The following is a 26914-nucleotide window of genomic DNA, read 5'->3' as shown; positions in this document are numbered from 1 at the left end:
GCGATCGGCGCGGCGCGCGGACACTGCGCCCCCACCCCCAGCCGTCGGAACGCCTACGCGATGTGGATAGTGCAATACGCCCTGAGCCGCCGTTACACCATCGGCGTGCTGGCGATCCTGATCCTGCTGTTCGGCGTGCTGTCGGCGCGCAAGATGCCGACCGACATCCTGCCGGAAGTCGGGATTCCTTCGGTCAATCTGGTCTGGACCTATAGCGGCCTGCCCGCCGCAGACGTCGCCGCCAAGATGACCTCGTTCTCCGAGGCGGCGATCCTCAACACCGTCGACGACCTCAAGGAAGTGCGCTCGGAGACGATCAACGGCGCCAGCATCGTGCGCATCGATTTCCAGCCCACGGTCAGCCTCGATCGCGCGCTGGTGCAGATCACCGCGGTGTCGCAGACCATCCTGCGGCGCATGCCGCCGGGCACCTCGCCGCCGCTGGTGGTGCGCAACAACGTCTCTTCCACGCCGGTGCTGCAGTTGGTGCTGTCCTCCGACTCGCTGACCGAAGCGCAGCTGTACGACTACGCGCGCCTGCAACTTCGCTCGCAGATCCAGACCATCCCCGGCATCCGCATGACCCTGCCCTACGGCGGCGCGCCGCGGCAGATCATGGTCGACCTGGACCCGGCCAAGCTGCAGACCTACGGCCTGACGCCGGCCGACGTCACCGGCGCACTGGAGCGCGGCAGCCCCACCCTGCCCTCCGGCGCGATCCGCGAAGGCCGGCGCGAGATGCAGATCTCGATCGACACCAGCCCGGCGACCGCGGCCGAATTCCTCGACATCCCGGTCGCCATGCGCGGCGGCACCGTGGTCTACGTGCGCGATGTCGCCTCGGTGCGCGACGGCGGCGCGCTGCAGACCAACGTCGCGCGCATGGACGGTTCCAGCGCGGTGTCGGTGGCGCTGATCAAGCTCGGCGGCGCCTCGGCGGTAGAGATCGTGCGCGCGGTGCGCGAGCGCCTGCCCGAAATCGAGGCCTCGGCGCCGCCGGGCACGCGCATCCACGCGATCTTCGACCAGTCGGTGTTCGTCGACAACGCGATCGGCTCGATCGAGCACGAGGCGATCCTGGTCGGCCTGCTGGTCGCATTGGTGGTGCTGGTGTTCATCGGCTCCTGGCGCTCGAGCCTGATCGTGCTGTCGGCGATCCCGCTGGCGCTGCTGGCGTCGGTGGCGATGCTGCATCTGCTGGGCTACACCTTCAACGTGATGACCCTGGGCGGGCTCGCGCTGGCGATCGGCATCCTGGTCGACAACGCGGTGGTCGACGTGGAGAACACCAACCGCAACATCGCCCTGGGCAAGGACGTGCGCACCGCGATCCTGGACAGCGCCAAGGAAGTGGTGTTCCCGGAAATGGTCTCGACCATTTCGATCTGCATCGTGCTGACCCCCATCCTGCTGATGACCGGCCTGTCGGCCTGGGTATTCGCCCCGCTGGCCCTGGCGGTGATCTTCGCCATGCTGGCCTCGTTCCTGCTCTCGCGCACCCTGATCCCGGTGCTGTGCTATCTGCTGCTGCCGGCCGATATCCAAAGCCGCGCCCGGCCGCGCTGGGCGGCGGAGAAGCTGCTGCTGAAGATCAATCATCGGGTCGAGCACACCCTCGACGCCCTGCGCGACCGGCATCACGCGCTGCTGGTGCGGCTCGGCCACCACGGCGGTGCGCTCGCGCTCAGCGCCTTGCTGGTGCTGGGCCTGGGCGCGGCCGCGGCGATGTCGCTGGGCCGCGAGTACTTCCCCCAGGTCGATGCCGGTCAGTTGCGGTTGCAGGTGCGCCTGCCCACCGGCACCCGGCTGGAGGAAACCGCGGCCAAGCTCAGCGAGATCCAGCGCGAGATCCGCGCGATCGTCCCGCCCGCCGAACTGCAAACCGTGTACGAGCAGATCGGCGTGCCCGATGCGATCAACCTGTCGCTGGTCGACAGCACGGTGGTCGGCTCGTTCGAAGCGGAGATCATGCTCCAGCTGCGCTCGCCGCACGCCAATAGCCACGATTACCTGGTCAAGATCCGCCAGCGCATCGCCGAGCGCTTTCCCGAGGTCAAGCTGTTCGAGCGCCCGCCCGACGCGACCAGCCGCACCCTCGCCGGTTCGGCCGCGGCCGCGTTCGAAGTGCGCCTGATCGGCCGCGACGTGCCCGGCAACATGGCGCTGGCGCGCGAGATCGAGCAACGCCTGCACCGGGTGCCCGGCGCGGTCGACATCTCGCTGCGCCAGGTGCTGGACCTGCCCGAGTACCAGGTGCGGATCGACCGCACCCGCGCCGCCCAGCTCGGCCTGGACCCGCAGCAGGCCGCGCGCGCGGTGCTGGCGGTGCTCGGCTCGGCCGGCACGGTGTCGCCGGTGTACTGGACCGACACCGTCAACGCCATCGCCTACACCGTGCAGGTGCAGGCGCCGATCAACGACCTGCGCGACATCGACGCGCTGTTGAACTCGCCGTTGCGCATCGACGCGGGCGGCGAGGCGGTGCTGTTGCGCAACATCGCCACGGTGACGCCGCGCCAGGTGCCGGCGAGCATCGCCCGCACCACCCTGGCGCCGACCATCAGCGTGATCGCCAACGTCGAAGGCACCGACCTGGGTTCGGTCTACGACCGGCTGTCGACGATCACCGGCGAGCTCGAGGCCAAGCTCAAGCCGGGCAACCGGATCGAAATCGTCGGCCAGGCCGGCGAGATGCAGAACGCCTACAGCGAACTCGCCGCCGGCTTGCTGATGTCGGCGGTGCTGGTGTTCCTGGTGCTGGTGGTGAATTTCCAGTCCTGGGTCCAGCCGGCGGTGGCCATGTCCGGCCTGCCGATCGCGATCGCCGGCGCCGCCATCGGCCTGTTCGTCACCGGCACGCCGCTGAGCGTGCCGGCGCTGATGGGCGTGATGATGGTGATCGGCGTATCGACCGCGAACTCGGTGCTGGTGACCAGTTTCGCCCGCAGCCTGATCGCCGACGGCCACGATCCCGAACAGGCCGCCTACGAATCCGCCGCGGTGCGCCTGCGCCCGGTGTTGATGACCGCCAGCGCGATGGTGCTCGGCATCGTGCCGATGGCGATCGGCCTGGGCGACGGCGGCGAACAGAACGCGCCGCTGGGTCGCGCGGTGATCGGCGGCCTGCTGTTCGGCACGCCGGCCACCCTGGTCCTGGTCCCTTCCATCCTGGCCGTGATCGGCCGCCGCCAAAAACCCGCCGCGCCGGTCGCGACCGACGACACGACCGCGCCGGCCGCCGCCCCCGCAGGAGTCGCCCCATGAACCGCTCTGCCTCCTCTCCCGGTCCCGTGTTGCGCCTGAGCCTCGCCGTCGCCGTCGCGGCGGCCTTGGCCGGCGCGCTGGCCGGCTGCAACCGCAGCACCGCGGCGACCGCGCCGGCGGCGTCCCTGCCGCAGGTGCTCACGGTCGCCGCCAAGCCCGCCGAGCCGGCTTACGAAATGGCTCTGCCGGCCCGCGCCCACGCCGGCGAATCGGCGCAGATCTACGCCCGTGCCACCGGTTTCGTCAGCGAGCGCAAGGTCGAGCTCGGCGACCGGGTCGCCGCCGGCCAAGTGCTGGCGACGGTCTCGGCGCCGGAGATCGATCAGGCCGTGCGCGAGGCGCGCGCGGTCCTGGCCCAGGCCAGCGCCGACCAGGAACTGGCCAAGGTCAATTACGACCGCGCCCAGGCCCTGGTCGGCTCCGGTGCAGTGTCGAGGGAATACTTCAGCGATCGCAAGGGCCACTACGATGTCGCCGTCGCCGCGCGCAGCGCCGCCCAGGCGCGCTTGACCTCGGCTTTGGAGCGGCAGTCGTTCCAGGTCGTGCGCGCGCCGTTCGCCGGTGTGGTGGTGGCGCGCAACATCGAGCGCGGCGACCGCGTGGTCGGCGATTCGGCCGCCGCGGCAGCGCCGATGTTCGAGATCGCCGTGCTCGACCCGCTGCGGGTGGTGGTCGATGTGCCGCAGAACATCGCCCTGCAGATCGAGAACGGCCTGCAGGCCGAGGTCGGTTTCCCCGAGCTGCCGGGCCGACGCTTCAAGGCCCAGGTCGTCCGCAGCGCACGCATGCTCTCGCGCGAAGCCGGAGCGATGCGCACCGAACTGCTGCTGCCCAACCCGGACGGCCGCATCCCCGCCGGCATGGTCGGCACCGCGCGCCTGCAACTGCCGCGCCCGGCCCCTGCGGTGATCCTGCCGGTCTCGACCGTGGTCCAACGCGCCACCGGCGCGCAGGTCGCCACGCTCCGATCCGACTCGACCTTGTCCTTCCGCAGCGTCACCCTCGGCCGCAACCTCGGCAACGAAATCGAAGTACTGACCGGCATCGCGCCCGGCGACACCGTAATCCTGGCCCCGAACGCCCTGCTCGCCGACGGCCACAAGGTGCAGGCCAAGCCCCTGCCCGCGCCGAAGAAGTCCTGACTATCGGGATGCCGCTTCTACAGGCGCAGGTTTCGAGCTTCGATGGGTGACGCAAGCCGCCAGGGCTCTGCGTGTCCCGTGGTCGCGGCTCGCGCCGCTCCTATCCTCGCGACGAGTTCCGGCCTGGACGGCGACGGCAGCAGGCCGGCCCTAGCCGTCCCGCGGTTCGTCGTTGGCGCTGCCGGACGCCTCCAGCACTTGCAACTGCAACACATCCGCCGCCGCCGGCAGCGTCGCCCCCATCGCCTTGCGCACTTCGGCCAACAAAGGCAGCAGGTTGTAGAACGAATTGGCCACCGCCCGACGCCCCAGCGCCGAGTAGCGGTCGCCTTCGCACAATGCGAACCAGGTCGCGGCATGCAAGGCCTGCAGGGCACGGCTGGCATCGCGCTCGGTCGTGTCGACGCTCACGGCGTCCTCCTTCGCTCCACAGCGGTCGGCCTTCGGTGAAGACACACTAGTCCGCGGCAGTCTCATACACCGACACGTTGGCGGATTTCGCCTGAACCGCAACCCCGTTGCCGGGGCCCGAACGCGCTTTTGTGCGCGCCGCCGCAACCCGCAACGACGATTCGATCCGATTCGTTCAGACCCGGTCGCGTTTCGGTGAGTGCGTTTCAATGTGTGGGACCGGGCCATGGAACCCTGCGCGGCATGCGTCGGCCTCGACGCGCCCTTCACGCGCCGCGCATCGCCGGCGCCCTTGACGCAGGGAATGCAAACATGAGCGACATCATCGACCAGGCGCAATTGTTCGAGCAGATCAACCTGGCCCAATCGCTGCAGGCGCAACGCCTGTCCGCGCAAACGCTGCCGCCGACCGCCGCAGCGGGCTACTGCCTCAATCGCGCCTGCCTGGAGCCGTTCGACGGCGAGCCGGCGCGTCTGTACTGCGGGCCGGCCTGCGCCGAGGCGCACCACCGCCAGTGTCAGCGCGGGGCACGGGTGCGCTGAGCCGGCTCAGCGCACCCGCACCGGCAAGCTGCAGGCGGCGTAATAGGAGCGGCAATGCGCTTCCCCGCGCTCGCCGCATTCGCGCAAGGCGTGCTCGACCGCATCATCCTTGAGCTCCGACGGCCGTACATGAACGTGGCTGTCGCTGACCGCAATCGCCACGCATTGATTGCGGTAGTCGATCTGCACTCGGCAGTCCCGTCCGCCCTGCGTGCGGCAGTCTTCGACCGCCTCGCGCCGCGCCTGGCGTTTGCTGGCCGCCCCGTGCGCGGTGCCGATCGCACCGCGCGGACCGTCGAGCGCGACCGCGCCCCAACGCGACCCCCACACTTCGCGCGGCGGCGCCGGTTCGGGGTAGTAGTTCGGCGGCGCGGGCGCGCAGGCCTGCTCGTTGCCGGTGCGGTAGGGCAGCATGCCGGGCGGACACACGCCTTCCGCGCGCGCCGGTGCTGGCACGCAGGCGCCCGCCAGCGCCAGCGCGAGCGGCCACCGCCATGCGACGACACGCATCACGGCGTCGGCCCGCCGGCACGGGGCGCGGGCTGCGTGGCGACGCGCGGCGGCGTCCAGGCCGGCGCGGCGATCGGTTGTTCGCTCGCGCTCGCCGACGGCGGCAAGGCCGGCACCGGGGCGACGCCGCCGCGGGCGGCGGCGGCCGCATTGCCGGCGAATGCCGAATGCGCCTGGAACTGGCCCAGCGTGCCGTTGAAGAACAGCGCCGACACCGGCGGCGCGACCACGATGAAGATGGTCAGGATCAGGCCGATGCCGCCTTGCTGCAGGGCCAGGGTGCTCATGCCCTCGGCATCCAGGCCCGGCAGGCCGGCGGCGAGCTTGCTCGCCCAGAACGCGATCGCGATCTTGCTCAGCAACTTGGTGCACATCGCCGTGACCACGCTCAGCGTCGCCATCGAGAACAAGGTGCCGATGCCGTACAGCAGCCAGCGCCGGAACAGCTCGCGGGTCTGGTCGAAGATCAGGCACAGCACGAACAACGGCCCCAGGCCGATGAACACGGCGATGCCGAATTTGTACAGCAGCAGCATGGCCGCCGCGGTCATCGCCGGACCGGCCGCGCCGAAGCCGGCGAACAGCAGCGCCCGCGCCTTTTCCTCGCGCAGCGCTTGCTCGCCTTCGACTACCTGCACCGCATCGATCGCGTCCAGCGCGACCTGGGCATACGCCAGGTTCTCGTCGATGCTCTGCGCTGCGGTGCGCCCCTCGATGCCGGTGAACAACTCGTGGATCTCGCGGTCCAGGTCGTGGGTAAAGAACTCGTGCAGGCGCGTACCCGCCAGCGACATGCCGGTGGCGACCGCCACGATGACCGCGATCCGGGTCAGGTCCGCGACCAGGGCGGGCATCGAGTCGCGCGAGCGGCCGGTGACGACGCGGTAGCCCGCGATCAGGATCCACAGGGTGACCAGGCTCAACGCGACCGCGCTGGCCCAGGCCATGGCGCGCGCCATCAGTTGCAGGCCGAAGCGGTCGATCTCGCCGCGGAAGTACTCGTCGATCAGACGGAAGAGCACGAAATCGCCGATGCCGGCGGTCGCCGCCCAAGCGTCGGCGGCGCGCGCCGCCGTATCCCATTGCATCCCATCCATGCCTTGCGTTCCTGGTCGACGTGATCGGCCGTGCGGCCGTTGCCGGCGATCGCTGCGATCGCGAAGCCACACGCTAGCAGCGCCGCAACGCCGCGCCGCGTAGGACAAATCTGATTCCGACGACGCGTTTGACTACACCGTGTAGACGAACGTCCACAACAATGTGGACACGAAGCAATTTCAGCTGGCACACATTGCCAACTTACGGTTTTGCCGGCGTAGTCGCCACCGAGACAAACCGCAAGGACGCATCGTGATTCGGGTATTCGCTGTCGACGCCCAGCCTTTGATCCGCGCCGGATTGCGCTGGATCGCACACCAGGCCGGCGACATCGTGGTCGTCGGCGAAGCCGATCGCGCCGAGACGGCGCTGCGCGCATTGATCGCGCTGGAGATCGACCTGGTCCTGTGCTCGACCCAGTTGCCTGACCTCGACGGCGTCGACTTCCTGCGCCGGCTGCCGGCACGCCCTTGGGTGTTGGCCTTGGCCGCGGGCCACGACGGCATCCTGCCCAAGCACCTGTTCGCTGCCGGCGCGCGCGGCTATCTGTCCTACGGCTGTACGCCGGCGGCGGTCGTGCGGGCGGTGCGCGAAGTCGCCGCGGGCCGGCGCTACCTCGACGATGGCCTGGCCAGCCGGGTGCTGTTCGGCGACTCGCCGTTCGACCGGCTCAGCACACGCGAGTTGGAGGTCGCCCGCCTGACCGCGCGCGGCGACGGCATCCAGCGCATCGCCGTCGCGCTGGGCATGGCCGATTCGACCGTACGCACGCATCGCTCGCGTCTGTTCGACAAGCTCGGCGTGCGCAGCGACGCCGCACTCACCCGGCTCGCGCTGGAACACGGGTTGCTGCCGTGAGCGCGATGCGGACCGCGCGCAGGCGTTGGCAGGCGGCGGCGGCCGGGCTGAGCCGGCGCTGGCGCACGTTGCCGCCGTGGCTGCGCCTGGCCGTGGCCGGCCTGATCGCGATCAAGCTAGCGCGCTGGGCGCTGCCGGCGCTGTTCCCGCCGCCCGAGCCGCGCTTCCTGGTCAACCCGCAGCCGCGCGAGCGCTACCGCCTGCAGCTGAGCCTGGAGCGGGCGCCCGGCGGCTTCGCCCTGGTCGACGGCGCAGCGCTGTACGGCATCGACAGCCCGCACTGCATGCCGCCGCGCGGTTTCTTCTCGGGTGCGCGACAGGCCCAGGACACTGCGTTCGCGCTGGTCCATTTCGAGCGCGACGGTCGCGGCGGCCACCGCGCCGTGGTCGCCGCCGACGGGTTCCTCGACAGCGATGTGTACGGACGCGGGGTTTGCCGGCTGCGTCTGGCCGGCGTGTCGGTGCGCCTGCGCGCCAGTCCGGACCCGCGCAGCACCCATTTCCGGCTGTTCATGCCGGCGCAGACGCTGCGCGCGTCCGGTCAGGAACGCGCGGTGTTTCTGCGCAGCCACTACCCGCTGATCGAAGCGATCGACGCCTACCCCGACCTCGGCCTGCCGCAAGCCGACCGCACTCCCGTCGAGCAGCGCGCCGAGCTGTTCGCGATCGTCCTCCAGTCGAAGGAACTGACGCCATGAGCCTGCCCAGCCGCCACTACGCCATTCTCTCCGAACACGTCTACCGCCCCGCAGCCGCCTACGGGCACGACGCGCTGCGCATCGACGGGGTCACCTATGCGGTGGTGCAGCGGGTCGACCGTCCGTCCGGCTACCAGGGCGCGATCTACCGGCGCGCCGACACCGGCGAGTACGTGGTCGCCCACCGCGGCAGCGAATTCCTGCGCGAGCCGGACAAGGACGGGGCCGGCGCCGATCTGGCGATGATCGGCCAGCGCATCAATCCGCAGAGCGAGGACGCGATCGCCCTGACCCGCCAGGCGCTGATGCTGGCGCGCGCGAGCGAACCGCCCGCGCCGGTCAGCGTCGCCGGCCACTCGCTCGGCGGCTGCCTGGCGCAGATCGCCGCGCACCGCTTCGGCCTGCGCGGCGAAACGTTCAACGCCTACGGTGCGGCCAGCCTCGCCTATGGCATTGCCGAAGGCGGCAACCAGGTGCTCAACCACGTCATGGCCGGCGATGTGGTCAGCGCCGGCGGCAAGCACTTCGGCCGGGTGCGCATGTATGCGCAGGCGCAGGAAGTCTGGCGCTTGCACGAAATCGGCCGTTACGAGGACCATGGCGGCGCGCTCGATCTGCGCTATCCGCTGCCGGCGGCAGCGGCCTTGCTGGACTCGCACCGCATGCATCATTTCCTGGACGGCGGCGCCGACGGCCGCAGCCGCTCGGTGCTCGACGACCCGCAGGCGCGCTATCGCGCCCAGGCCCACCAGCCCATGTTCGAACGTTACCGCCACGACATCTGGCTGTTGCGCGAAAGCGTGAGCCTGACCGCCGCGGCATTGCGCGGCGCCGGCGGCATCGCCGGCGAACTCGGTCGTCTCGCACCCGCGCCGCCGCCGCGCAGTCCGTTTGCCGATCCCGCCCCGCACGCAGCGCCGGCGCGGCAAGCGCCGGCCGCCGAAGCTCCATCGCACGACCCGCGCCGGCGCAGCCATCCGGACCATGCCCTGTACCGGTCGATCCGCGACGGCGTCTCGCAACTGCCGGCGCACACCGGCGCCGCGGCCGACGACGACGCCTTCGAACGCACCGCCGCCAGCCTGTACGCCCTGGCCAAGCGCGAGGGGCTGCAACGCATCGACCGGGTGCTGAGCGCCCGCGACGGCGGCGACGCACTATTCCTGGTCGAGGGCGATCCGCGCGATCCCGCGCACCGTCGCGGCCAGTTGTCGGCCGCGCAGGCGGCACGAACGCCGCTGGACGAGTCGTTCGCCGCCGCAGCGACGGCCGCGCAAACCGCGCCGGACCGCGACTCGCCGCGCGCGCTGGGCCGCACGGCCTGAGCCGACGCCGCGACCGGCGCTCACCGCCGCGCCTGGCCGCCGCTGAACTTCCGCTGGCGCGCGGCGCATCGGCGGCTGACCGGCGGGCGACATCTCACTACAATGCCGCCCCCGCAGTTTTCAGCAGCCGCACCGCATGAACATCGTCGTCAACGAAGACCTCAAGGCCTACATCGATCCGCTGACCGCGGAGGAATACGCCGCGCTGGAGCGCAGCCTGCTGGCCGAAGGCTGCCGCGACGCGCTGGTGCTGTGGGGCGACGTGCTGGTCGACGGCCACAACCGCTACGGCATCTGCAAGAAGCACGGCCTGCCGTTCCAGACCGTGCAGAACCCGCGCTTCCAGTCGATCGAAGACGTGTACTTGTGGATGATCGACCAGCATCTGGGCCGACGCAGCGTGTCCGACTTCCAGCGCGGCGTGCTGGCGCTGCGCAAGCGCGAGATCCTGGCCGAACGCGCCAGCACCAAGGCCAGCGCGGCGATGGCGGCGCCGGCGCCGATCCCGGCGCCGGCCTCGCCCGACGACGATCAGGCGCCGTGGGACCCGCCGGCCGAAGGCGAAGCCGTGCTCTCCGCTGCGCCGGCCCAGGCCGCGGCGCCTGCCGCACCGGCCGCCGCGGCGCGCAAGCAGCGCAGCGAAATCGCCCGCGAGGCGCGCTTGAGCAGCGCCCAGGTCGGCCTGATCGAGACCATCCATAAGCAGGCCGCGCCGGAAGTGGTGGCCGCGGTCAAGTCCGGCAGCTTGTCGATCAACGCCGCCGCTGCGGTGGCGACCTTGCCGGAAGAAGAACAGCGCGCCGCGGCGTTGGCCGGCAACAGCGAACTCAAGGAAGCGGCCAAGCGGGTGCGCGCGTCCAAGCGCAAGCCGCGCGAGAACGCCGAGGAAGACGCCGAAGAGGCCGCCGACGCCGGGCGCGACGAGGAAAAGCGGATCCTGTTGCGCCGGGTCGCCGAACTCAGCGCCGAGAACGACGCGCTCAAGCGCGAGAACGCTGAGTTGCGCGCGCAGCTGGCGGTCAGCGAGATCGCGGCCGGCGCCTGATCCGCCGCCCCTCGCCAGGCCGGCGCGCAAGGCGCCGGCCCGCCGGCACGATGGGCCCGCCTGGCGGGCCCGCTCGGCGACGCCGGCTCAGTCGACCGTGCAGGTCAGCGTTACCGTCACCGAGCCGCCGTTGACCAAGGTGCCCAAGGCCACGCCGGCATCGAGCTGAGCCAGGCTCAGACCCGCCGGACAAGCAGTGCCGCTACAGCTCGGCGGCGCAGTGCAGCGGATGCCGCTGCGGCTCGCGATCGGATCGCGCAGGATCGCACCGGTCACCGCGTCCGGGCCGTTGTTGCCGACCACGATGGTGTAAGTGGTGCTCGCGCCGCGCGCCAGCGTGTCGCCGGACGGGTCGTCCGCCCCGGCGGCCGGCGTGTTGGTCTTGTGGATGGTCAGGTCGGCGAGCGGCTGTCGGGTATTGCGGAAGGTGCAGGTCAGGTCGTCGCCGGCCACCGGGGTCAGCGCGAAGCTGCGGCCGTTGCCACTCGGCGCCTGGCCGCCGGGCAGCGCGTTGCTGCATGCGTACGTGGTGGTGTAGCCGGACAGATCGGTGGCGCCGGCGCCGGTTTCGCCGAAGGTGTAAACCGTACCGATCTCGGCCGGGTCGATCGTTGCGATTTCCGGCGGCGCGTCGCCGGCGCCGCTCGTGGTCGCCGACACCGGCGCGCCGTTGCCCGCGATGCTCAACACGAACTGGTCGCCGGCGACGAAGCGGCCCAGCGGCAGACTCTTGCGCAGGCGCAGCAACGGCTGCCGGGCGTTGACGAAGTCGCAGGTCAACACCGCATCCAGGCCGGTAGCGCTGCCCGGTATCGCATACACCGTGCCCGACAGACTGCCGACCGTGGCGCCGCCGGCATCGGTGCAGCGCGCCGAGCTCAATCGCCAGCCGGCCGGCAGCGCGTTCTCGTCGATCGAAACCGCCGCGCCGGCGCTTTGCACGGCGAAGCCCTGAACGCCGCCCGTCGCGGTGTCGCCATCGACCTGCACCGGCGTGCCGATCGCGACGGTGGTCGCGCTGCCGCCGGCCTGCACGGTGTTGCCGAGAGCGAAGCCGAAGCTGCCGGTACCGCCGAGCGTGGTCTTGCGCAGCACGATCCGTGCCGGCTCGGCGACCCGCACCAAGGCGTCCTCGACTTCGCCGCTGTCGGCACGGCCGCTCGGAGTAGCGGCACTGAGCGCGCTGCCGTAGCTCACCCGCACGCGCGCCACGCGCTGGCCGGCGACCGCATTGGCCGGTATCGCGATCGTCAGCGGCAGGACCGTCGCGCCGGCCGCGAAACCGGCGCATGCGCCTTCGGCCGCGGCGAAGCTGCCGTTGTTGTCGACATCGACCCAGCCGCAGGCGGTGCCGGCGCGGCTGGCGCCGGCAAGGGGCACGCTCAGGTTGACGCTGCGTCCGCGCACCAGGGCCGGCCAAACGAAGTCGTCGCTGTCGGCATCGGCCGCGGCGCTGGCCAGCGGGCTGGCGGTCGCGGCGGCGAGATTGGCGTTGTCGGCGCTGAGGTTGCCGCCGATGCTCAGATCGCTGAGCACATGCACCGCGGCCTGGCCGGCGTCGTAACTCGCCGGCGCGTCGCCGAAGTCCTCCTCGACCGTCACCGCCAGGCTCAGGGCGTCGACGTGGCCGCTGTCCAGGGTGACCGAGCCGCTCTGCAATTGGGTGTCCAGGCCGACGCCGATCACCAGCCGGGTGATCGTGCCGTTGATGCGCAAGCTGCCGCAGGCGGCCGGGTTGTTGGCGACGGTGCAGCTGGTGTTGCCGGCCAGGACGTTGCTGTAGGCCTGGGTCGCGGTGGCGGCGAAGTTGGCGTTGCCGGCGGTGCGGGTCCAGGTCAGGCCTGTCACCGCGGTGGCGCCGTTGGCGGCCGAGGCGATGGTGAAGCGCGCGGCATGATTGGCGCGCAGGCCGCCCCCGGCGACGTTGCCGCCGAGCCCGCTGAAATGCAGCGAGGGATTGCGCACCGGCTGCGGGAAGGTCAGCGTGACCGTGCCGCGGTTGGCGCAGGTCTGGCGCGCGGCGGCGATCGCGCAGCCGCCGGCGTTGGCGTCCAGCTTCAGCGCCGGCGTGGCCGGTGCGATGCCCGGGCTGTAGTGAGTCGCCACCGGCCCGCCGATGCCGTTGAACGTGGTCGACGCGGTGTCGATGGCGAGATTGCCGCCGGCCATGGCCAGGCCAACCAGATAATTGTTCGGCAATACGTACGTGCCGCCGGCCGCGTTGAGCCCGGCGGCGATCGACGTCGGCGCCTGATAGGCGCGCACCGGCGCGATCGATGCGACCAGGGCCGCGACCAGGCACAAGGCGAACGCGAGCGCACCGCTGCCCAGATGCGCACGCGCCGGCGCCGACCGCCGGCGCAGAGCCGCGGCCTGATGATGGATTTTCACGAACAGTCCCCTGAGCGGCGCGACGGAGCGCGCCACCGAATGCGAAAGCGAGCGGAGGTTGCCTGGCCCGGCGGCGACCGGCGCGCGTGGCGCCGGTGGGCCCAGTCAGGGTTCGACTACGGCGCGCATCCTGAATCAGTTCATGAAAGTGGTCAATGTGTCACACTTAAACTTCGAAATCACTCGCCAAGTTCGGCAAACAGCCGCCATCCGGACCCCGCAGACGCCGGTCGCGCCTCGCACCAAGGCCCTCTCCCGCCCCGCCATCAACACAAGCCGCCTCGGCTTGCACCGAGGCCCGACCGGCGTAAGATGATCTACATCATATAAAGGCCGCCGCGATGCGCTACACCCCCGACCGCAAGCCCCAGACCCGCCAACGCGTGCTCGACCAGGCGGCCCGCGCCCTGCACGCCGAAGGCCCGCACCGGCTCGGCGTGGCCGCGATCATGCGCGAGGCCGGACTCACCCACGGCGGTTTCTACGCCCATTTCGCCTCGCGCGACGAACTGCTCGCCGCGGCGATCGAACGCATGTTCGAACAAGCCCGCGACTACTGGCGCGAAGCCTTCGCCGGCCAGACGCCGGCGCAGGCGCTGCGCATCTGCATCGATCGCTATCTGTCGCCGGCGCATCGCGACGGTCGCCTCGGCGGCTGCCCGTTGCCGCCGCTGTCGGCCGATCTGCCGCATCTGCCCGACGCTGCGCGTGCGGCCTACGAGGCCGGTGCGCAGCGCATGCACGAAGGCTTGCGCGCGCTGATCGCCGCGCACCGCCCCGGCCAAGACGCCGAACAGCAGGCGCTGTCGATGCGCGCCGAATTGGTCGGTGCGCTGTTGCTCGCACGCGCGCAGAGCGCGCGCGAACGCTCAGACGCCCTGCTTGCCGCCTCGCGCGAGGCCTTGCATGCCCGGTTCGGACTGGACTGAGCCCGGCCGCGCGCCTACCACCGAAGGAGTTCCGCGATGCGCTTGGTCGACGAAGTCGCCGCCGGCTTGCCCGGCCTGGCCCAACTGCAAACCCTGCTGGCGAGCGGCCGCAAGCCCGGCATCCTGCGCGCGCTGGATTTCGACTTCGTCGAAGTCGGCGACGGTCTGGCGGTGTTCGCCGGCACGCCCGGCGATCATGCCTACAACCCGATCGGCACCGTCCATGGCGGATACGCCGCGACCCTGCTCGACTCGGCCTGCGGCTGCGCGGTGCATTCGCGGCTGAGCGCGACGCAGGCCTACACCACGCTGGAACTGAAGATCGCCTATCACCGCCCGCTCGGCCGCGACAGCGGCCCGCTGCGCGCGGTCGGCCGGGTGCTGTCGATCGGCCGTCGCGCCGCCTTCGCCGAAGCCCGCCTCACCGATGCGCAGGACAAGCTCTACGCCTCGGCCACCTCCACCCTGCTCGTGTTCGAGCGCTGAACGGATGCCCCCCATGTCGCCGGATCCCATCGTCGTCTGCGCCGCCGTGCGCACCCCGCTCGGCCGCTACCTCGGCGAGCTGTCGCCGCTGCCCGCGCATCGTCTCGGCGCGCACGCGATCCGCGCTGCGCTGCAACGCGCCGGCGCCGCGCCGGAGCGCATCGACGAAGCGCTGATGGGGTGCGTGCTCGGCGCCGGCCAGGGCCAGGCGCCGGCGCGCCAGGCCGCGCGCGCGGCCGGCCTGCCCGATTCGGTGCCGGCGGTCACGATCAACAAGGTCTGCGGTTCGGGCATGAAAGCCGCGATGCAGGCGCACGATGCGCTGATCGCCGGTTCGATCGAGGTCGCCGTCGCCGGCGGCATGGAGTCGATGTCGAACGCGCCCTATCTGCTGCAACGCGCGCGAGCCGGCTATCGGGTCGGCCACGACCGGATCTTCGATCACATGGCGCTGGACGGCCTGGAAGACGCCTACGAACCGGGCCGCGCGATGGGCGAATTCGGCGAAGCGCTGGCGCGCGAGTACGGTTTCGACCGCGCCGCGCAGGACGCGTACGCCCACGAAACCCTGCGCCGCGCCCAGGCCGCGATCGAGCACGGCGACTTCGCCGACGAGATCGCTCCGATCCAGATCGAGGACAAAGCCGGCGCGCGCACCGTGCAGCACGACGAACACCCGCGCAAAGTGTCGCTGGACAAGATCGCCGCGCTCAAGCCGGCGTTCGCCGCCGACGGCAGCATCACCGCCGCCAGCGCCTCGGCCAATGCCGACGGCGCGGCTGCCCTGCTGCTGACCTGGCGCTCGACCGCGATGCGCGAAGGCTGGCCGGCGCTGGCGCGGATCGTCGCCCATGCCAGCCACAGCCAGGCGCCGGCGCAGTACACCACCGCGCCGATTCCGGCCGTGCGCAAGCTGCTCGCGCGCGCCGGCTGGAACGTCGGCGATGTCGACCTGTTCGAGATCAACGAAGCCTTCGCGGCGGTGGCCATGGCCGCCGCGCACGACCTCGGCATCGCCCGCGAACGGCTCAACGTCAACGGCGGCGCCTGCGCGCTCGGCCATCCGATCGGCGCCACCGGCGCGCGCCTGCTGGTGACCCTGATCCACGCCTTGCGCCGGCGTGGCGGGCGCCGCGGCGTCGCCGCGCTGTGCATCGGCGGCGGCGAGGCGACCGCGATGGCGGTCGAGATCGAGCCGGCCTGACCCGGCGTCCGCCGATGCGCGGCGGTGCGCCTGCGCAAAGTGAGGCGGCGCGCGGCCGTGCGCGGCCTCCGCGCGGCGCCGTCGCAACGGCGCCGCGTCCCGGCCTCAGCCGTCGCGGCCGTGGCGGCTGCGTTCGATCGGCTGGTCGGCCGACTCGGTCGCCTGCTGCGGCGCATCCGCCGCCTTGCCCTCGAAACGCAACGCCGGCTGGCCGGACTCGGTCTCCACCGATCGCACCTCGCCGTTGGCGCGGCGCGCCTTGACCTGCTCCAGCACGGCGTTGCTGCATGAGCCTTCGACGAAGTCGGCGCGGTGCAGCTGGCCGTTCTTGAGATCGACGAACAGGCTCTGCGCGTCGCCGGCATTGCGGCTGCCGGAGGTGGTCAAGCGGCTGTCTGTGGGCAGCGTGCTCGGATCGACCTTGAGCGCGTGTGTCACCGGGCGCAGCCCGCAATGGCTGTACTTGCCCTCGACATCGCTGATCAGATACGTGCCGTCCTCGAAGTACAGACGGACGCCGGGGATGCCGAGCTCCTCGCGGTCCTTGACCGAATTGCGATCGCAGTCGACGAAGATCTGCCCGACCACGCAGGCTTCGTCGGCGAACACGCCGCCGCGCAGATCGACCTTCCATTGCGCCTGGTTCGAACAAGTCCGCGTCGCCGCGCCGCCGGCCGCATCGCCGCATTCGGCGTGCACGCGGTTGATGCCGTCGCCCTGGCGCGCGCCGACGCCGACCCGCACCCGGTAGCGCAGCAGCGCCTGCGCGCCCGGCGCCAACCGGTCCAAGGCTATGCGCAGCACCGGTCCGGGCGCGCCGGTCAGCGACAACAGGCGCGCGCCCTGCACTTGGGCGGTGTTCTCGATCAAGCGGAAACCGGCCGGCAGCCGATCGACCAGCACCGGCGCGATCGCCAGACCCGGGCCGCGGTTGCGGATGCGGACGCTGTACACGATCAGATCGCCGACTTCGGCCTCGCGCACCGAACCGGTCTTCTCCACCGCCAGTTGCGCATCCGTCGACGGCAAGGGCGTGTCGACGCAGGCGTCGTCGCGCTGTTCGCGCCCGCCGTAGCTCAGCAACGCCTCGTTGTAGAGGCCGCGTCCGGCTTCGCCGGCGAGGCAGGCCAGCGCGGCCGAGTCGGCGGCGGCTTCGGCCGCGACGCGCACGCGCACTTCCAACAAATAGCCGTCGCTGGCGCCCGCGGCGAGATCGCGGCCGCTGGCCAAGGTCCACGGCGCCGCGCCGCTGAGGTTCAACGCCTCGCCGTTGCGGTCGGCACGGACCGACAGCAGGCTCACCCCGGCGCCGAAGCGCGGCGCGTCGCGCAGGTCGTAGCGGCCCGCGGCCGCGCCCTGGTTGCGCACCTCGATCCGGTAGCGCACCACGAATTCGTCGGCGCTGCCGGCGACCGGCTGCGGCGCGCCCTGCACCTGCTTGCGCACGCTCAGCGCCGAGGCCACCGGAACGGCCACGCAGTGCTGCGGATCGGCGGCGACGTCGCAGCCCGGCGGCGGGCCCGCACAGCCGTCCGGATCGGCGGCCGGGTCGCAGGCCGGCGGCGGCGCGCCGGTGTCGTCGGTGACCAGGTTGTAGATCGCGCTCACCCCGGCCGGAATCGGATCGGCCACGCGCACCGCGACCACGACCTCGGCGCGTCCGCCGTCGCCGGCGATCGGACCGGCGACGGCGAGCGTGCAGGCGCGCGCACCGGCATCGCCGATCGCGCAGTCCGACAGGCTGGCGCCGCTCACCGACACCAGCGTGGTGTGCGCCGGCAGGCGCTCGTAGAAGCGGTGGTTCGCGGCGGCGACGGCGGCGCCGTTGACCAGGGTCAGGGTGTAGCTCAGCGTCTCGCCCGGTTCGGCCACGTCGGCGAGCGAACCGCTTTCGCCGCTCAGGCGCTTGGACACGGTCACCCGCGGCTGGATCACCGGAGTTGCCACGCAGTGATCGGGATCGGTCGCGACCGAACAGCCCGGCGGCGGCCCGGCGCAGCCGTTGGGGTCGCTGGCCGGATCGCAGGCCGGCGGCGGCGTGCCGCCGCCGTCGGTGACCAGGTTGTAGATCGCGCTCACCCCGGCCGGGATCGGGTCGAGCACGCGCACCACGAAGCCGGCCGTGGCGGTGCCGCCGTTGCCGGCGATCGGGCCGGCCACGCTCAGCAGGCAGGGCTTGGCGCCGCGGTCGCCGATCGCACAACCGGACACCACCGCGCCGCTCACCGACACCAGCTCGGTATGCGCGGGCAGCAATTCGTAGAAGGCGTGGTTGCTGGCCGCGCTGCCGCCGGTGTTGCTCAGGGTCAGGACGTAGCTCAGGGTCTCGCCGGCTTCGGCGCGGCCGGCGACGCTGCCCGACTCGGCCGACAAGGCCTTGCGCACGCTCACTGCCGGCGCGGTCGGGATCTGCGCGCAGCCCGGCAGGCTCGGATCGCTGTCGCAATCCGGCGGGCCGCGGTCGGGGTTGTAGGCGCGGTTGAGGATGCGCTGCACGCCGGCCGGCACCGGGTCCACCACCCGCACCACGACGTTGAGCACCACGCTCGCGCCGGGCGCGATGCTGAGGTTCTGCCACTCGATCCGGCCGCCGCTGGCCGCGCCGTCGTGGCTGCCGCCCTGGTCGGAGGACACGTAGACCGTGTTCGGATCGAGGTTGTCGATCACGTCGTAGTCGATCGCGGTCAGGTTGCCGGCGTTGCGCAGGGTGATCGCGTAGGTCAACGTTTCGCCGGGCTCGGCGATGCCGTTGCCGTTGGCGTCGCTGACGCGCTTGCTCAGACTCACGTCGCTGGCGCAAGCGTCGAGCGCGGTCAGCGAGATGTCGTCCAGGGCCAGGTCGTTGCCGGGTCCGCCGGGGCTGTTGTTGACCACCTCCAGGCGCAGGCTGGATTGGGTCGGCACGAAACTCACCCCGTACTCGTTCCAGGTCAGTACGGTGCCCGGCAGCTCCGGGATGTCGCCGCTGCTGACGCTGCCGAGCACGGCACCGGTGGCCGGGTCGACGATGCGGAAGGTCACGTTGGGGTCGATGTCGCCGTCGCCGGGCAGATACTCCTGCACGTTGCTGAGCCAGGCGGTGAAATCGTGGCGCACGCCGACCGCCAGCCCGTTGAAATCGCGCGAATAGAACACGCCCGGGGCGAAGTCGGCGTTGACCAGCATCATGTAGCCGTTCGGGTCGCCGGTGTGGTCGGCGCCGTCGCGCCAGGCGCTATTGCCGCCGTCGCTGCGCGGCGACTGCACCAGCGCGTATTCGCCGTCGTTGACCCGGCAGTCCGGGCCGATGCACGGCGGTGCGGTGTCTTCGTAGCGGTAGGTGGTCTGCGTCGGCGACAGCGGCGGGCCGATCCGGCTGGCGCCGGAGCCGAAGCCGAAGCTCTCGTTGAACAGCGGCGTGCAGGTCTGCGCCGCGACGGGCGCGGCCGGCAACGCGGCGGCGAGCAGCAGCGCGGCCAGGCGGGCGCGCCAACCGCGTGCAGGCGGGCGGGAGACGATGGCCATGATCGTCCTCACGGCCGAACCGGACGCACGTCGATCTGCACCCGGCGGTCGGGTTGCAGGCACTGCTTCAGCGCCGCATCCGCGCGCTCGCCGGCGCAGCCGCGGCTGACCGGTTCGCGTTCGCCGCGGCCTTCGGCCTCGATCGGCACGCGCACGCCCTGCGCCAGCAGATAGGCGCGCACGCTCTGCGCGCGCTGCTGCGACAAGCGCTGGTTGTAAGCCTCGGAGCCGAGCCGGTCGCTGTGGCCGACGATGCGCAGGCCGGCGACGTCGCTGCGTCCGCGCAGTTCGGCGGCCAGCGCGTCGAGCTGGCCCTGGCCGCGCGGCAACAGCCCGGCCAGGTCGCCGCGATCGAAAGCGAACAAGGCGTCGGCGGACAGGTCGTAGCGCGACTCGGCCGGCGGCGCGGGACGCTCCGGCGAGGCCGGCGGCGGGCAGGCCGCCGCGGCCGCCTCGGCACGCGCGGTCAGGTCTTCGGCGATCTGGATATAAGGCTTGGCATGGCGCCAGCCGCCATCGTGGATCTCGTTGCCGGCGTGCACCAGTTCGACCTCGGCGCAGGCGGTGGCCTGGGCGGCGCAACGGAAACCGGACTGTCCGCGCAAGGCGTCGTAGCGCGCCCACAGGTCGGCGCGCAGTTTTTCCGCGCCGTTGACCAGCGGCGTTTCGAAACCCGGGTCGCGTCCGCCCTCCAGCGCCTCGATCAGCGCGATCGATTCGGCCAACGCCGCCTGCGGATAGCCGCCGCGATCGTTGCGGCTGTATTCGTGGAACGAGGTGTCGAGCCAGCACTGCGCTTTGGCCAAGTGATAGTCGGCGACGCGGCGGCCGCCGTCGTTGAGCGCGCGGATGCGGCCCTGCGCGGCGGCGTAGGCCCGGTGGTCGGCATGGATCGCCGCGCCGGCGATGCGCTGCGCGGGTGGCGTCAGCGCCGGCGCCGCCGTCTGCGCTTGGGAAGCGCCGTTCAGCAGCAGCGCTGCGGTCAGCGCGAGCGGCCGCAGGCTCCGGCGACGCGCCGTCGTGGCATAGGAATGCATCTCGGGTTCTCCTTAACGCGGCAGGGCCGGATTGGTCGCGGGGTCGTTGCCGCGGAACAGGGTTTCGTCGAACTTGAAGCGCAGGCGCAGATAGGCGCCCTGCTGGGTGTACTCGCCCTGGCTCAGGTCGTCGTCGCGGAAGCCGCGCGCGTTGTAGCCCGCCGACAGCCACAGGTTGTCGCGCAGCAGATGGCCGGCCTCGACGCCGAACGCGGACTGGCGCGCGCCGCCCGGGCTCCACATCTGCGCGGCCAGCGCGCTGACGTCCCAGCGTTCGCTCAGGTCGTAGGTGATGCGGCCCGAGACCAGGTAAGCGGTGTAGCGGTCGCTGCGTCCGTCGAAATAGTCGCGCTGGCGCTTGCCGGCCAAGCGCCCGTCCAGCCACCACGGCCGCGCCGGATGCCAATCGGCGTGCAGCGACAGCACGTGCTTGTCGAAACCTTCGCCGGCCGGCGCGAAGCGCGCGTCGTCGGCGTCGTCCCAGGCGGTGCGGTCCAGGCCGGCGTCGCGGCGGGTCCAGTACTCGTAGCGGCCGAGCAGATTGAAACGGTTGCGATCGGTATCGCGGTACGCGACGCCCAGCTGGAAGCGGTCTTCGTAGCTGTCTTCGGCGCCGCCGCGATAGACGTTGCGCAGATGGTAGTTGCGCAGCAGGCCGGTCCAGTCGCGATTGAACTTGCGCGCCACGCTCAGGGTCGACAGCCAGCTGTCGTAATCGCGATTCAACCACGGCACCGTCGCCTCGCCCGCGGCATCGCCGACCTGTTCGATGCGCCGCCATTCCAGGCGTCCGGCGATCGACCACAGCTCGTCCGGCCGCCATTGCGCGGCCACGCTGGCGGCGGTGGCCTGCTGGCCGCGGCCATCGAGCAGTTGCAGCTTTTCCAGCGCGGTCTGCAGGCTCCATGCCGCGCTCGGCCGCCACTGGTTGCGCAGGCCGTTGGCCCATTGCAGTTGGCGCGCACCGTAGGCGTCGTACATGCGGTACTCGCTGAACACACTGCCGCCGTCCATGTACTCGCTGTCCAGGCCCCAGACGAAGGCATCGCTTTCGTAGGGGCTGGGCAAGCGGCGGCCGGTCGCATCGACGACGCCGTCGGCGGTGGCGACGCTGGACAGGCCGGTATTCCACTCATAGCGGCCGTACAGGCGGGTGCGTTCGCGCACGCGCCAGCCGGCGCCGAGCGCGGCGCGGCGATGGTCGCGATGATCGATATCCTGCTCGGCCTCGGCGGCGAGGTCGAAGCGCGGCCCGAGCCGCCACTGCAGCGCCGCGCGCAGCGCGGTGTATTCGACCGGCACGCCGGCCAGGCCGTTGCCGACCCAACTGCCGTAGCGCTCGCTCCAGCCGCTGCCGGTGTTGTACAGCGTCTGGCCCGTGCCCGGATTGATCGCGCTCGACGAACCGCCGTAGAAGCCGCCGCCGAAGCCGGGCGTGACCACGCCGACGCCGTAGGGCGCGGCCAGCGGCGCCGGCACGCTCAGGCCGTTGCCGGCGCCGTAGCGGCCGGCGCGTTCGTCGATGCGGTTGGCGCCGAACTCCAGCGTCAGCGCGTCGCTGGGCAGATAACGCACGCCGGCCTGCCATTGGTCGCGGCGCGCACCGCTCGTGCGGTCTTCGACATGACTGCCCTGGACGTACACGCTCCAGCGTTCGTCCAGGCGCCACAGCGCATCCACGCCGCCCTGCTTGCGCCCGCCGAGGAACGACGCCGAGGGATTGTTGAAGCCGGCCTCGCTCTGGCCGTAGAACGCCTGCACCTCGGCATGCTCGCCGCGATGACCGAAGGCCAGCCGCCAGGCATCGCCGTCGATTTCGCCGCCGCGCGCCGGATCGGCCGCGCCCGGCCAGGCGGTATAGGACTGACCCGGCACGCGGTTGTAGGCGCTGCGGCTGCGCGCCACCTCGCCGGTCAGCCAGGTGCCGGGGCCGAAGCGCCAGGTCGCGTTAGCGCTGGCCAGGCGGTACGGCGCCAGGGGATTTTCGTCTTCCACCGCGCTGGCGCCGATTTCGAACCGTTCGTTGATCCGGTACTGGCCGTTGCCGCCGTAGACCCAGTAGCGCTCGCCGCCCTGGTCGATCTCGTAGCTGATCCGCAACGACACCGGGTTGAGTGCGGCGTCCACCGACGGCAGCGCGCGCGCGAGCAGGACCCGGCCGCTGAACGGTTCGAAGCTGTAATCGACGAAGCGCTGCAGGGGCTCGGTCGAGACGATCCGCGAGGGCGCGTGGCGGTCGCGCACGATCAGTTCCACCCGCTCGCTGCCGAGCACCGCATGCGCGCTGTTGCTGACCGTGTACGGCCCGGACAGGCCGCGGCCGGGAAATTCCTCGACCACCTGGCGCAGGTTGTCGTAGGCGGCGAACACGTCGAGCGCGCCGCGTTCGCCTTCCAGATGCCCGCGCACGCCGGTCAGGGCGCGGTGGTACTGGCCCAGGTCGCGCAGCGCGGTCGAGGCCACCGCGCCCTGGCCGCTGCGCTGACTGAAGCCGTCGCCGGTGACGATGTCGCCATACAGCAGGTAATGGCGGCCCCGGTCCAGGCGCAGGTACAACCGGCTGTTGCTGCGCGCCTCGAAACCGACCATCGACGCGTCGCCGTACACCGGGTACCAGCGCTCCGGATCGATGTCGCGGAACAGCCGGTCGCGATCGGGCTTATCGCTGTCGTAGGCCATCGTCAACAACGCGTCGCCGCGCACCTTGCCCTTGAGGAAGAACGCGCTGCGCAGCGCCGCGTTGCGCTTGCCGTCGCCGGAACGGCGCGACCAGTTGCGGATTTCGTCTTCGAAGCCGTCCTCGCTGCGCGCCTGCGACAGGCTCAGCGGGCTCTTGCGATCGAAGCGCACCACGCCTTCGACCAGGCCGACCGCGATCATGTCGCGCAATGCCGGCACGAAGCCGATCTCGCCGCGCGCCACCGCGCCGCCGGCGGCGACCCGCACCTGCACCGTCTGCGGCTCCACCGGCGCCAGCAGCCAGATGTCGGCGACGCCGTCGCGGGCCGGCAGTTGCAGGCCCGGCGTCAACGGGTCCGGATCGTTCGGCGCCAGCCCGGCTTCGTCGCTGACTGCGCCGGGCAACTGCCAGCGCCCGGCCGAAGCCTCCAGGGTCAGCATCGTCTCGCCGGCGACCGGCCGGCCGTCGCGATCGAACACGCGCAGGGTCAGGCGGGCCGGGGTCTGGCCGTCCGCCGGCAAGCGGTCCCGATCGACCTCGACCCGGATCGTCGCCGTGGCCGGCGGCAACTGCCGCCTGGCCAGCAACGGCGCCGGCAACGGCGCCTCGGATCGGAATTGGGCCTGGGCCTGGCCGCAGCTCGCGGCGATCGCGCAGGCCAGGGTGCTGAGCGCGCTCCGGCGCAGGAAACGTTCCGTTTGTCGCATATCCGTGCCATGCCTCCTACCACAACCCAAAGTGGGCTGTGCGGTTCGGACGAGGGGCACGGACTCAGGTGCCCGGCCACTCGCTTGCGCATAAATACGTGATGAAGATCACGAATTTGATGGGTACGCAAAGCGCATGCCAAGAACGAGAGTTTTGCTGGGACTGACTAAAAATTACTCATACATCAATCTAAATGTCACTAAATGACGACTTACGTCACATTTTTGGCCGAGATCGGTCACTTGTAGGGCCCCTCGGTCGCCGCGCACAGCGCCCGCGGGCCGAATCCGGGCCTTGATCTCGAGCGCGGCGAAGCACAGTCGCTACCGGCGGACGGCCCCGACCGACAGACAGCACTTTCAAGTTGCGATAATTGCCACCCTTTACGCGCCCGCTCCGCCCGGACGGCGCAGCGGCGCCGGCCGGCCACGGCTCACTTGCCGCTGCGGGCCGTGCGCGCAGGCACCGGCACGCAGCGCAGGCAACGCCCGGACAGGCCTTCGTCGACGCGATAGAACTGGTGATGGCTGAGATCGTTGTAGCTCCACGGCCGGGTCACTTCGACGATCGAACGCGGCGCCAGGCGCGCGCATTCCTCGGCCGCGGCTTTGGACGCGCTGTGCCAGTGGTCGTCGACGATGCCGCAGGTCTTGGTGCCGACCTGGCCGCGGCCGGCCGGACAGGAATCCGGATCGCTGGGCGGCTGGCGCTGGTGGTAGGCCTTCAGATAGGCCGGACTGAGTTCGAACTTGGCGACCTCCTGTTCGGCGGTTCCCGGATCCAGGCACCAGCCGATCGGGCGCGGGTCGTGGGCCTGCGCCGAAGCGGCGACGACGGCGAGAACGAACGACACGATCAACGGCAGGGTACGCATGGGACTCTCCTTATCGAGGGACGCGGTCGGACGCGAGGGCGCGGTCACGCTAGGCTCGCCCCTGCCCACTGTCCAACGAATTCCCGGGCCAAACCGGGAACGAATGCCGCCCGCGGCAATGCCGGCGCGGCCCGGACCCACGCCGCGGCGCGCGCGCGGGCGCCGCCGGTCGCGGCGCGCCGGTCGTAGGCTCGCTCGCGAACGGCGAAGTCGGTCACAGCGTCGCGACTCGCTGCGCCGGCCCGCCCGCCGAGGCCGATCCCGGCTTGCGCGCGCTCGCGGCAACATCCGGCAACGACACGCGCCGCTGCGGCGGCGCTCGACGCCGTGCACGCGCGATCCAGCGCCCCCTAGGGCGTGCCCCAGTCCTGGGGCACGCCCTAGTTATGTCGCTTCGCCGCGGCGCCTAGTCTGCACGCCATCCCCCATCGCATTGCCGCGCCGGAGCGAACCATGGAACTGAACAGCGCCAACCTGTACGCCTTCCGCCCGATCAACCTGCCCGCGGAAATCGACCGCGAAAAGGCGGCCGAAGCGAACAAGACCGAGACGCCGTTCGTCCAGGGCGAAGGCGACGCCAATCCGATCGACGCCAACGACGTCAACCAGGACGGCTACGGCAGCTGCGCAGTGCTGTCGACGATCAAGTCGATCGCGGCGCAGAACCCCGACGTGATCAAGAACATGATCCGCGACAACGGCGACGGCACCTACACCGTCACCTTCAAGGAATACGACAACGGCTTCCTCGGCTTCGGCTCGGGCTGGGACAAGAAGGAAGTCACCGTGTCCGGTCCGTTCGACGGCGATGCCGCCGACATCGGCGACATGGGCAAGGACGGCCAGGGCGAAGTGTGGCCGGCGATCATCGAGAAGGCCTACGGCCAGTTCACCGGCGACGGCTACAAGACCTACGACGACGGCGAAAATCCGGCCAAGGTCCAGGAAGCCATCCTCGGCCGCGACTCCAGCACCGAGTCGCCGTCGGAGTACAGCGCCGGCGACCTGAACGAGAAGCTCGAGAACGGCGAGGCCGTGGTCGCCTGGACCGCCGGCGACTGGAGCGACGAGCAGAACAAGCTCGCCCAGCAGTACGGCGCGGTCGGCGGCCATGCCTACCGGGTCGAGGACATCTACGTCGACGGCGACGGCACCACCCGCATCAAGCTCGACAATCCCTGGGGCCACAGCGACGTCGACATGCCCTACTCGGACTATCAGAAGCTCTACCACGAAGTGAACTCCACGCCGACCCGATAAGCGCGTCCGCCACCGCCGTTCACACCGCGCAAGCCGCAACCGTTGCGGCTTGCGCGTTCGGCGTCCGGGTGTTTACATGCGCAAGCCTTGTTTCGTGGCCTCACTGCAGACGAATGACGCGATGAACGGCCGATTCTCGCAAGCCGGCGCGGGCCTGTTGCTGAGCCTGACCCTGCTGTCCTGCGCCGCCGAGCCGGCGCCCCCCACCGCTGCCCAGGCAGGAGCCTCCATGAGCGACAGTATCCAGATCATCCAGGGCCGCACCGCGTCCCACGAACAGGCCAAGCTCGGCCTGGTCAACGTGTTCGACGGCCACGACGTGCGACTGGACGTCTGGAATCCGGCCGACAAGCGCTGGCTGGGCAAGCTCAAGCTCAAGCGCTCGGACATCTTCCCGGTCGCCGGCGGTTTCCTGCGCCTGCAGGACGTCGGCGGCGACGGCACGCGCGCCAACGTCTCGCTGGCCGAATTCTCCGCCGCCGGCATCGGCGCGCCCGCGGCCGACGCCCTGACCCTGGTGGAAGGCGGCGAACTCGACGTCGGCGACGACGCCGTTCGCATCGTCGAGGTCGATCGCGACGGCGCCACGGTGGAAGTCTGGCCCAAGCGTTATCCGCGCGACCTGGTCGAGGCCGACAAGATCGCCAGCTACCGCCTCGTTCCGGGCGCGTCGCTGCCGCTGGCCGCCAGCGCGCTGCAGGTGCGCCGCCTGCAGCCGCGCGCCGGCGAAGTGCTGGGCTTCATCGAGTTCGCCCTGCAGCACTGAGGTCGACGTCCGGCGCACTGCGCCGGATGCTTGCGACGATGCGGATCGGTGCCCGCGAACGCTATCGACGACGGCCGCTGCGGCCTCTCCAGCGGCCGTCATCGCAAGGGTCAGCGGCGACCGCCCTGCCGATCCCGAATCCCGAATCCCAAATCCCAAATTCCCGCGACCGCAAAAGCGG

Annotated in this window: 20 protein-coding genes; 12 read left to right on the top strand and 8 right to left on the bottom strand. The window is 71.1% G+C overall.

Annotated features, from left to right (window positions below):
* Window positions 1-60 precede the first annotated feature (60 nt).
* Both V2J18_RS02590 and V2J18_RS02585 read left to right on the top strand, forming a co-directional pair.
* Window positions 61-3264, top strand: coding sequence for an efflux RND transporter permease subunit (locus tag V2J18_RS02590; protein WP_336130862.1), 3204 nt, complete (start codon window positions 61-63; stop codon window positions 3262-3264).
* The gene (locus V2J18_RS02585) at window positions 3261-4406 is read left to right on the top strand and encodes an efflux RND transporter periplasmic adaptor subunit (protein ID WP_079247995.1); all 1146 of its coding nucleotides are present in this window, start codon (window positions 3261-3263) and stop codon (window positions 4404-4406) included. Before V2J18_RS02590 ends, V2J18_RS02585 begins: the two co-directional genes overlap by 4 nt.
* A 150-nt stretch (window positions 4407-4556) precedes the next feature.
* Here the strand turns inward: V2J18_RS02585 and V2J18_RS02580 are convergent, their stop codons facing one another.
* Window positions 4557-4817: a hypothetical protein gene (locus V2J18_RS02580; protein ID WP_336130861.1), complete on the bottom strand. Its 261-nt coding sequence runs from the start codon at window positions 4815-4817 to the stop codon at window positions 4557-4559.
* 312 nt (window positions 4818-5129) lie between these two features.
* Between V2J18_RS02580 and V2J18_RS02575 the strand changes: the two genes are divergently transcribed.
* Window positions 5130-5360 carry a hypothetical protein gene (locus V2J18_RS02575; RefSeq protein WP_336130859.1) on the top strand — a complete coding sequence of 77 codons (231 nt, stop codon included), beginning with the start codon at window positions 5130-5132 and terminating at the stop codon, window positions 5358-5360.
* Between the two features lie 6 nt (window positions 5361-5366).
* Here V2J18_RS02575 and V2J18_RS02570 read toward each other — a convergent pair whose 3' ends face one another.
* Both V2J18_RS02570 and V2J18_RS02565 read right to left on the bottom strand, forming a co-directional pair.
* A complete protein-coding gene (locus tag V2J18_RS02570; RefSeq protein WP_336130858.1) occupies window positions 5367-5870 on the bottom strand; it encodes a DUF4189 domain-containing protein in 504 nt (167 codons plus the stop codon).
* Window positions 5870-6967: a TrbL/VirB6 family protein gene (locus V2J18_RS02565; protein ID WP_336130857.1), complete on the bottom strand. Its 1098-nt coding sequence runs from the start codon at window positions 6965-6967 to the stop codon at window positions 5870-5872. The genes V2J18_RS02570 and V2J18_RS02565 overlap by 1 nt, the downstream gene beginning before the upstream one ends.
* A 253-nt stretch (window positions 6968-7220) precedes the next feature.
* On the opposite strand from V2J18_RS02565, the gene V2J18_RS02560 reads away from it, so the two are divergent.
* The 4 genes from V2J18_RS02560 (at window position 7221) to V2J18_RS02545 (ending at window position 10894) form a co-directional block, all read left to right on the top strand.
* Window positions 7221-7826, top strand: a complete 606-nt coding sequence (locus tag V2J18_RS02560) for a LuxR C-terminal-related transcriptional regulator (protein WP_186442495.1) — start codon at window positions 7221-7223, stop codon at window positions 7824-7826.
* Window positions 7823-8524 carry a hypothetical protein gene (locus V2J18_RS02555; protein ID WP_186442494.1) on the top strand — a complete coding sequence of 234 codons (702 nt, stop codon included), beginning with the start codon at window positions 7823-7825 and terminating at the stop codon, window positions 8522-8524. The genes V2J18_RS02560 and V2J18_RS02555 overlap by 4 nt, the downstream gene beginning before the upstream one ends.
* Window positions 8521-9849 (top strand): XVIPCD domain-containing protein, encoded by a 1329-nt coding sequence (locus V2J18_RS02550; RefSeq protein WP_064746308.1) that lies wholly within the window; start codon window positions 8521-8523, stop codon window positions 9847-9849. Before V2J18_RS02555 ends, V2J18_RS02550 begins: the two co-directional genes overlap by 4 nt.
* Before the next feature lie 136 nt (window positions 9850-9985).
* On the top strand, window positions 9986-10894 hold the full coding sequence (locus V2J18_RS02545; RefSeq protein WP_064746307.1) for a ParB N-terminal domain-containing protein: 909 nt from the start codon (window positions 9986-9988) through the stop codon (window positions 10892-10894).
* 87 nt (window positions 10895-10981) lie between these two features.
* On the opposite strand, the gene V2J18_RS02540 is transcribed toward V2J18_RS02545, so the two are convergent.
* Window positions 10982-13285, bottom strand: a complete 2304-nt coding sequence (locus V2J18_RS02540) for a prealbumin-like fold domain-containing protein (protein ID WP_336130854.1) — start codon at window positions 13283-13285, stop codon at window positions 10982-10984.
* Between the two features lie 341 nt (window positions 13286-13626).
* Here V2J18_RS02540 and V2J18_RS02535 point away from each other — a divergent pair, with 341 nt between their 5' ends.
* The 3 genes from V2J18_RS02535 to V2J18_RS02525 are packed head-to-tail and all read left to right on the top strand — an operon-like array spanning window position 13627 to window position 15904.
* Window positions 13627-14214: a TetR/AcrR family transcriptional regulator gene (locus V2J18_RS02535; protein ID WP_336130853.1), complete on the top strand. Its 588-nt coding sequence runs from the start codon at window positions 13627-13629 to the stop codon at window positions 14212-14214.
* 36 nt (window positions 14215-14250) lie between these two features.
* A complete protein-coding gene (locus V2J18_RS02530; protein ID WP_336130852.1) occupies window positions 14251-14700 on the top strand; it encodes a PaaI family thioesterase in 450 nt (149 codons plus the stop codon).
* Between the two features lie 13 nt (window positions 14701-14713).
* Window positions 14714-15904: an acetyl-CoA C-acyltransferase gene (locus V2J18_RS02525; protein WP_336130851.1), complete on the top strand. Its 1191-nt coding sequence runs from the start codon at window positions 14714-14716 to the stop codon at window positions 15902-15904.
* A 105-nt stretch (window positions 15905-16009) separates the two neighbouring features.
* Here the strand turns inward: V2J18_RS02525 and V2J18_RS02520 are convergent, their stop codons facing one another.
* From V2J18_RS02520 to V2J18_RS02505, 4 genes are all read right to left on the bottom strand, one after another.
* A complete protein-coding gene (locus V2J18_RS02520; protein ID WP_336130850.1) occupies window positions 16010-19408 on the bottom strand; it encodes a hypothetical protein in 3399 nt (1132 codons plus the stop codon).
* A gap of 8 nt (window positions 19409-19416) precedes the next feature.
* Complete coding sequence (locus tag V2J18_RS02515) at window positions 19417-20445, bottom strand: OmpA family protein (protein ID WP_336130848.1); 1029 nt, start codon at window positions 20443-20445, stop codon at window positions 19417-19419.
* A gap of 12 nt (window positions 20446-20457) precedes the next feature.
* Window positions 20458-23832, bottom strand: a complete 3375-nt coding sequence (locus V2J18_RS02510; protein ID WP_336130846.1) for a hypothetical protein — start codon at window positions 23830-23832, stop codon at window positions 20458-20460.
* A 434-nt stretch (window positions 23833-24266) separates the two neighbouring features.
* Window positions 24267-24707 carry a hypothetical protein gene (locus V2J18_RS02505; protein ID WP_336130844.1) on the bottom strand — a complete coding sequence of 147 codons (441 nt, stop codon included), beginning with the start codon at window positions 24705-24707 and terminating at the stop codon, window positions 24267-24269.
* Window positions 24708-25160: 453 nt separating this feature from the next.
* On the opposite strand from V2J18_RS02505, the gene V2J18_RS02500 reads away from it, so the two are divergent.
* Both V2J18_RS02500 and V2J18_RS02495 read left to right on the top strand, forming a co-directional pair.
* Window positions 25161-25967, top strand: a complete 807-nt coding sequence (locus V2J18_RS02500) for a C2 family cysteine protease (RefSeq protein WP_064749229.1) — start codon at window positions 25161-25163, stop codon at window positions 25965-25967.
* 229 nt (window positions 25968-26196) lie between these two features.
* A complete protein-coding gene (locus V2J18_RS02495; RefSeq protein WP_336130843.1) occupies window positions 26197-26733 on the top strand; it encodes a hypothetical protein in 537 nt (178 codons plus the stop codon).
* Window positions 26734-26914 lie beyond the last annotated feature (181 nt).

Source organism: Lysobacter firmicutimachus, from assembly GCF_037027445.1.
Taxonomy (GTDB): Bacteria; Pseudomonadota; Gammaproteobacteria; order Xanthomonadales; family Xanthomonadaceae; genus Lysobacter; species Lysobacter firmicutimachus.
Note: the sequence above shows the minus strand (reverse complement) of the source record. Positions and strands in the feature narration are given on the sequence as shown.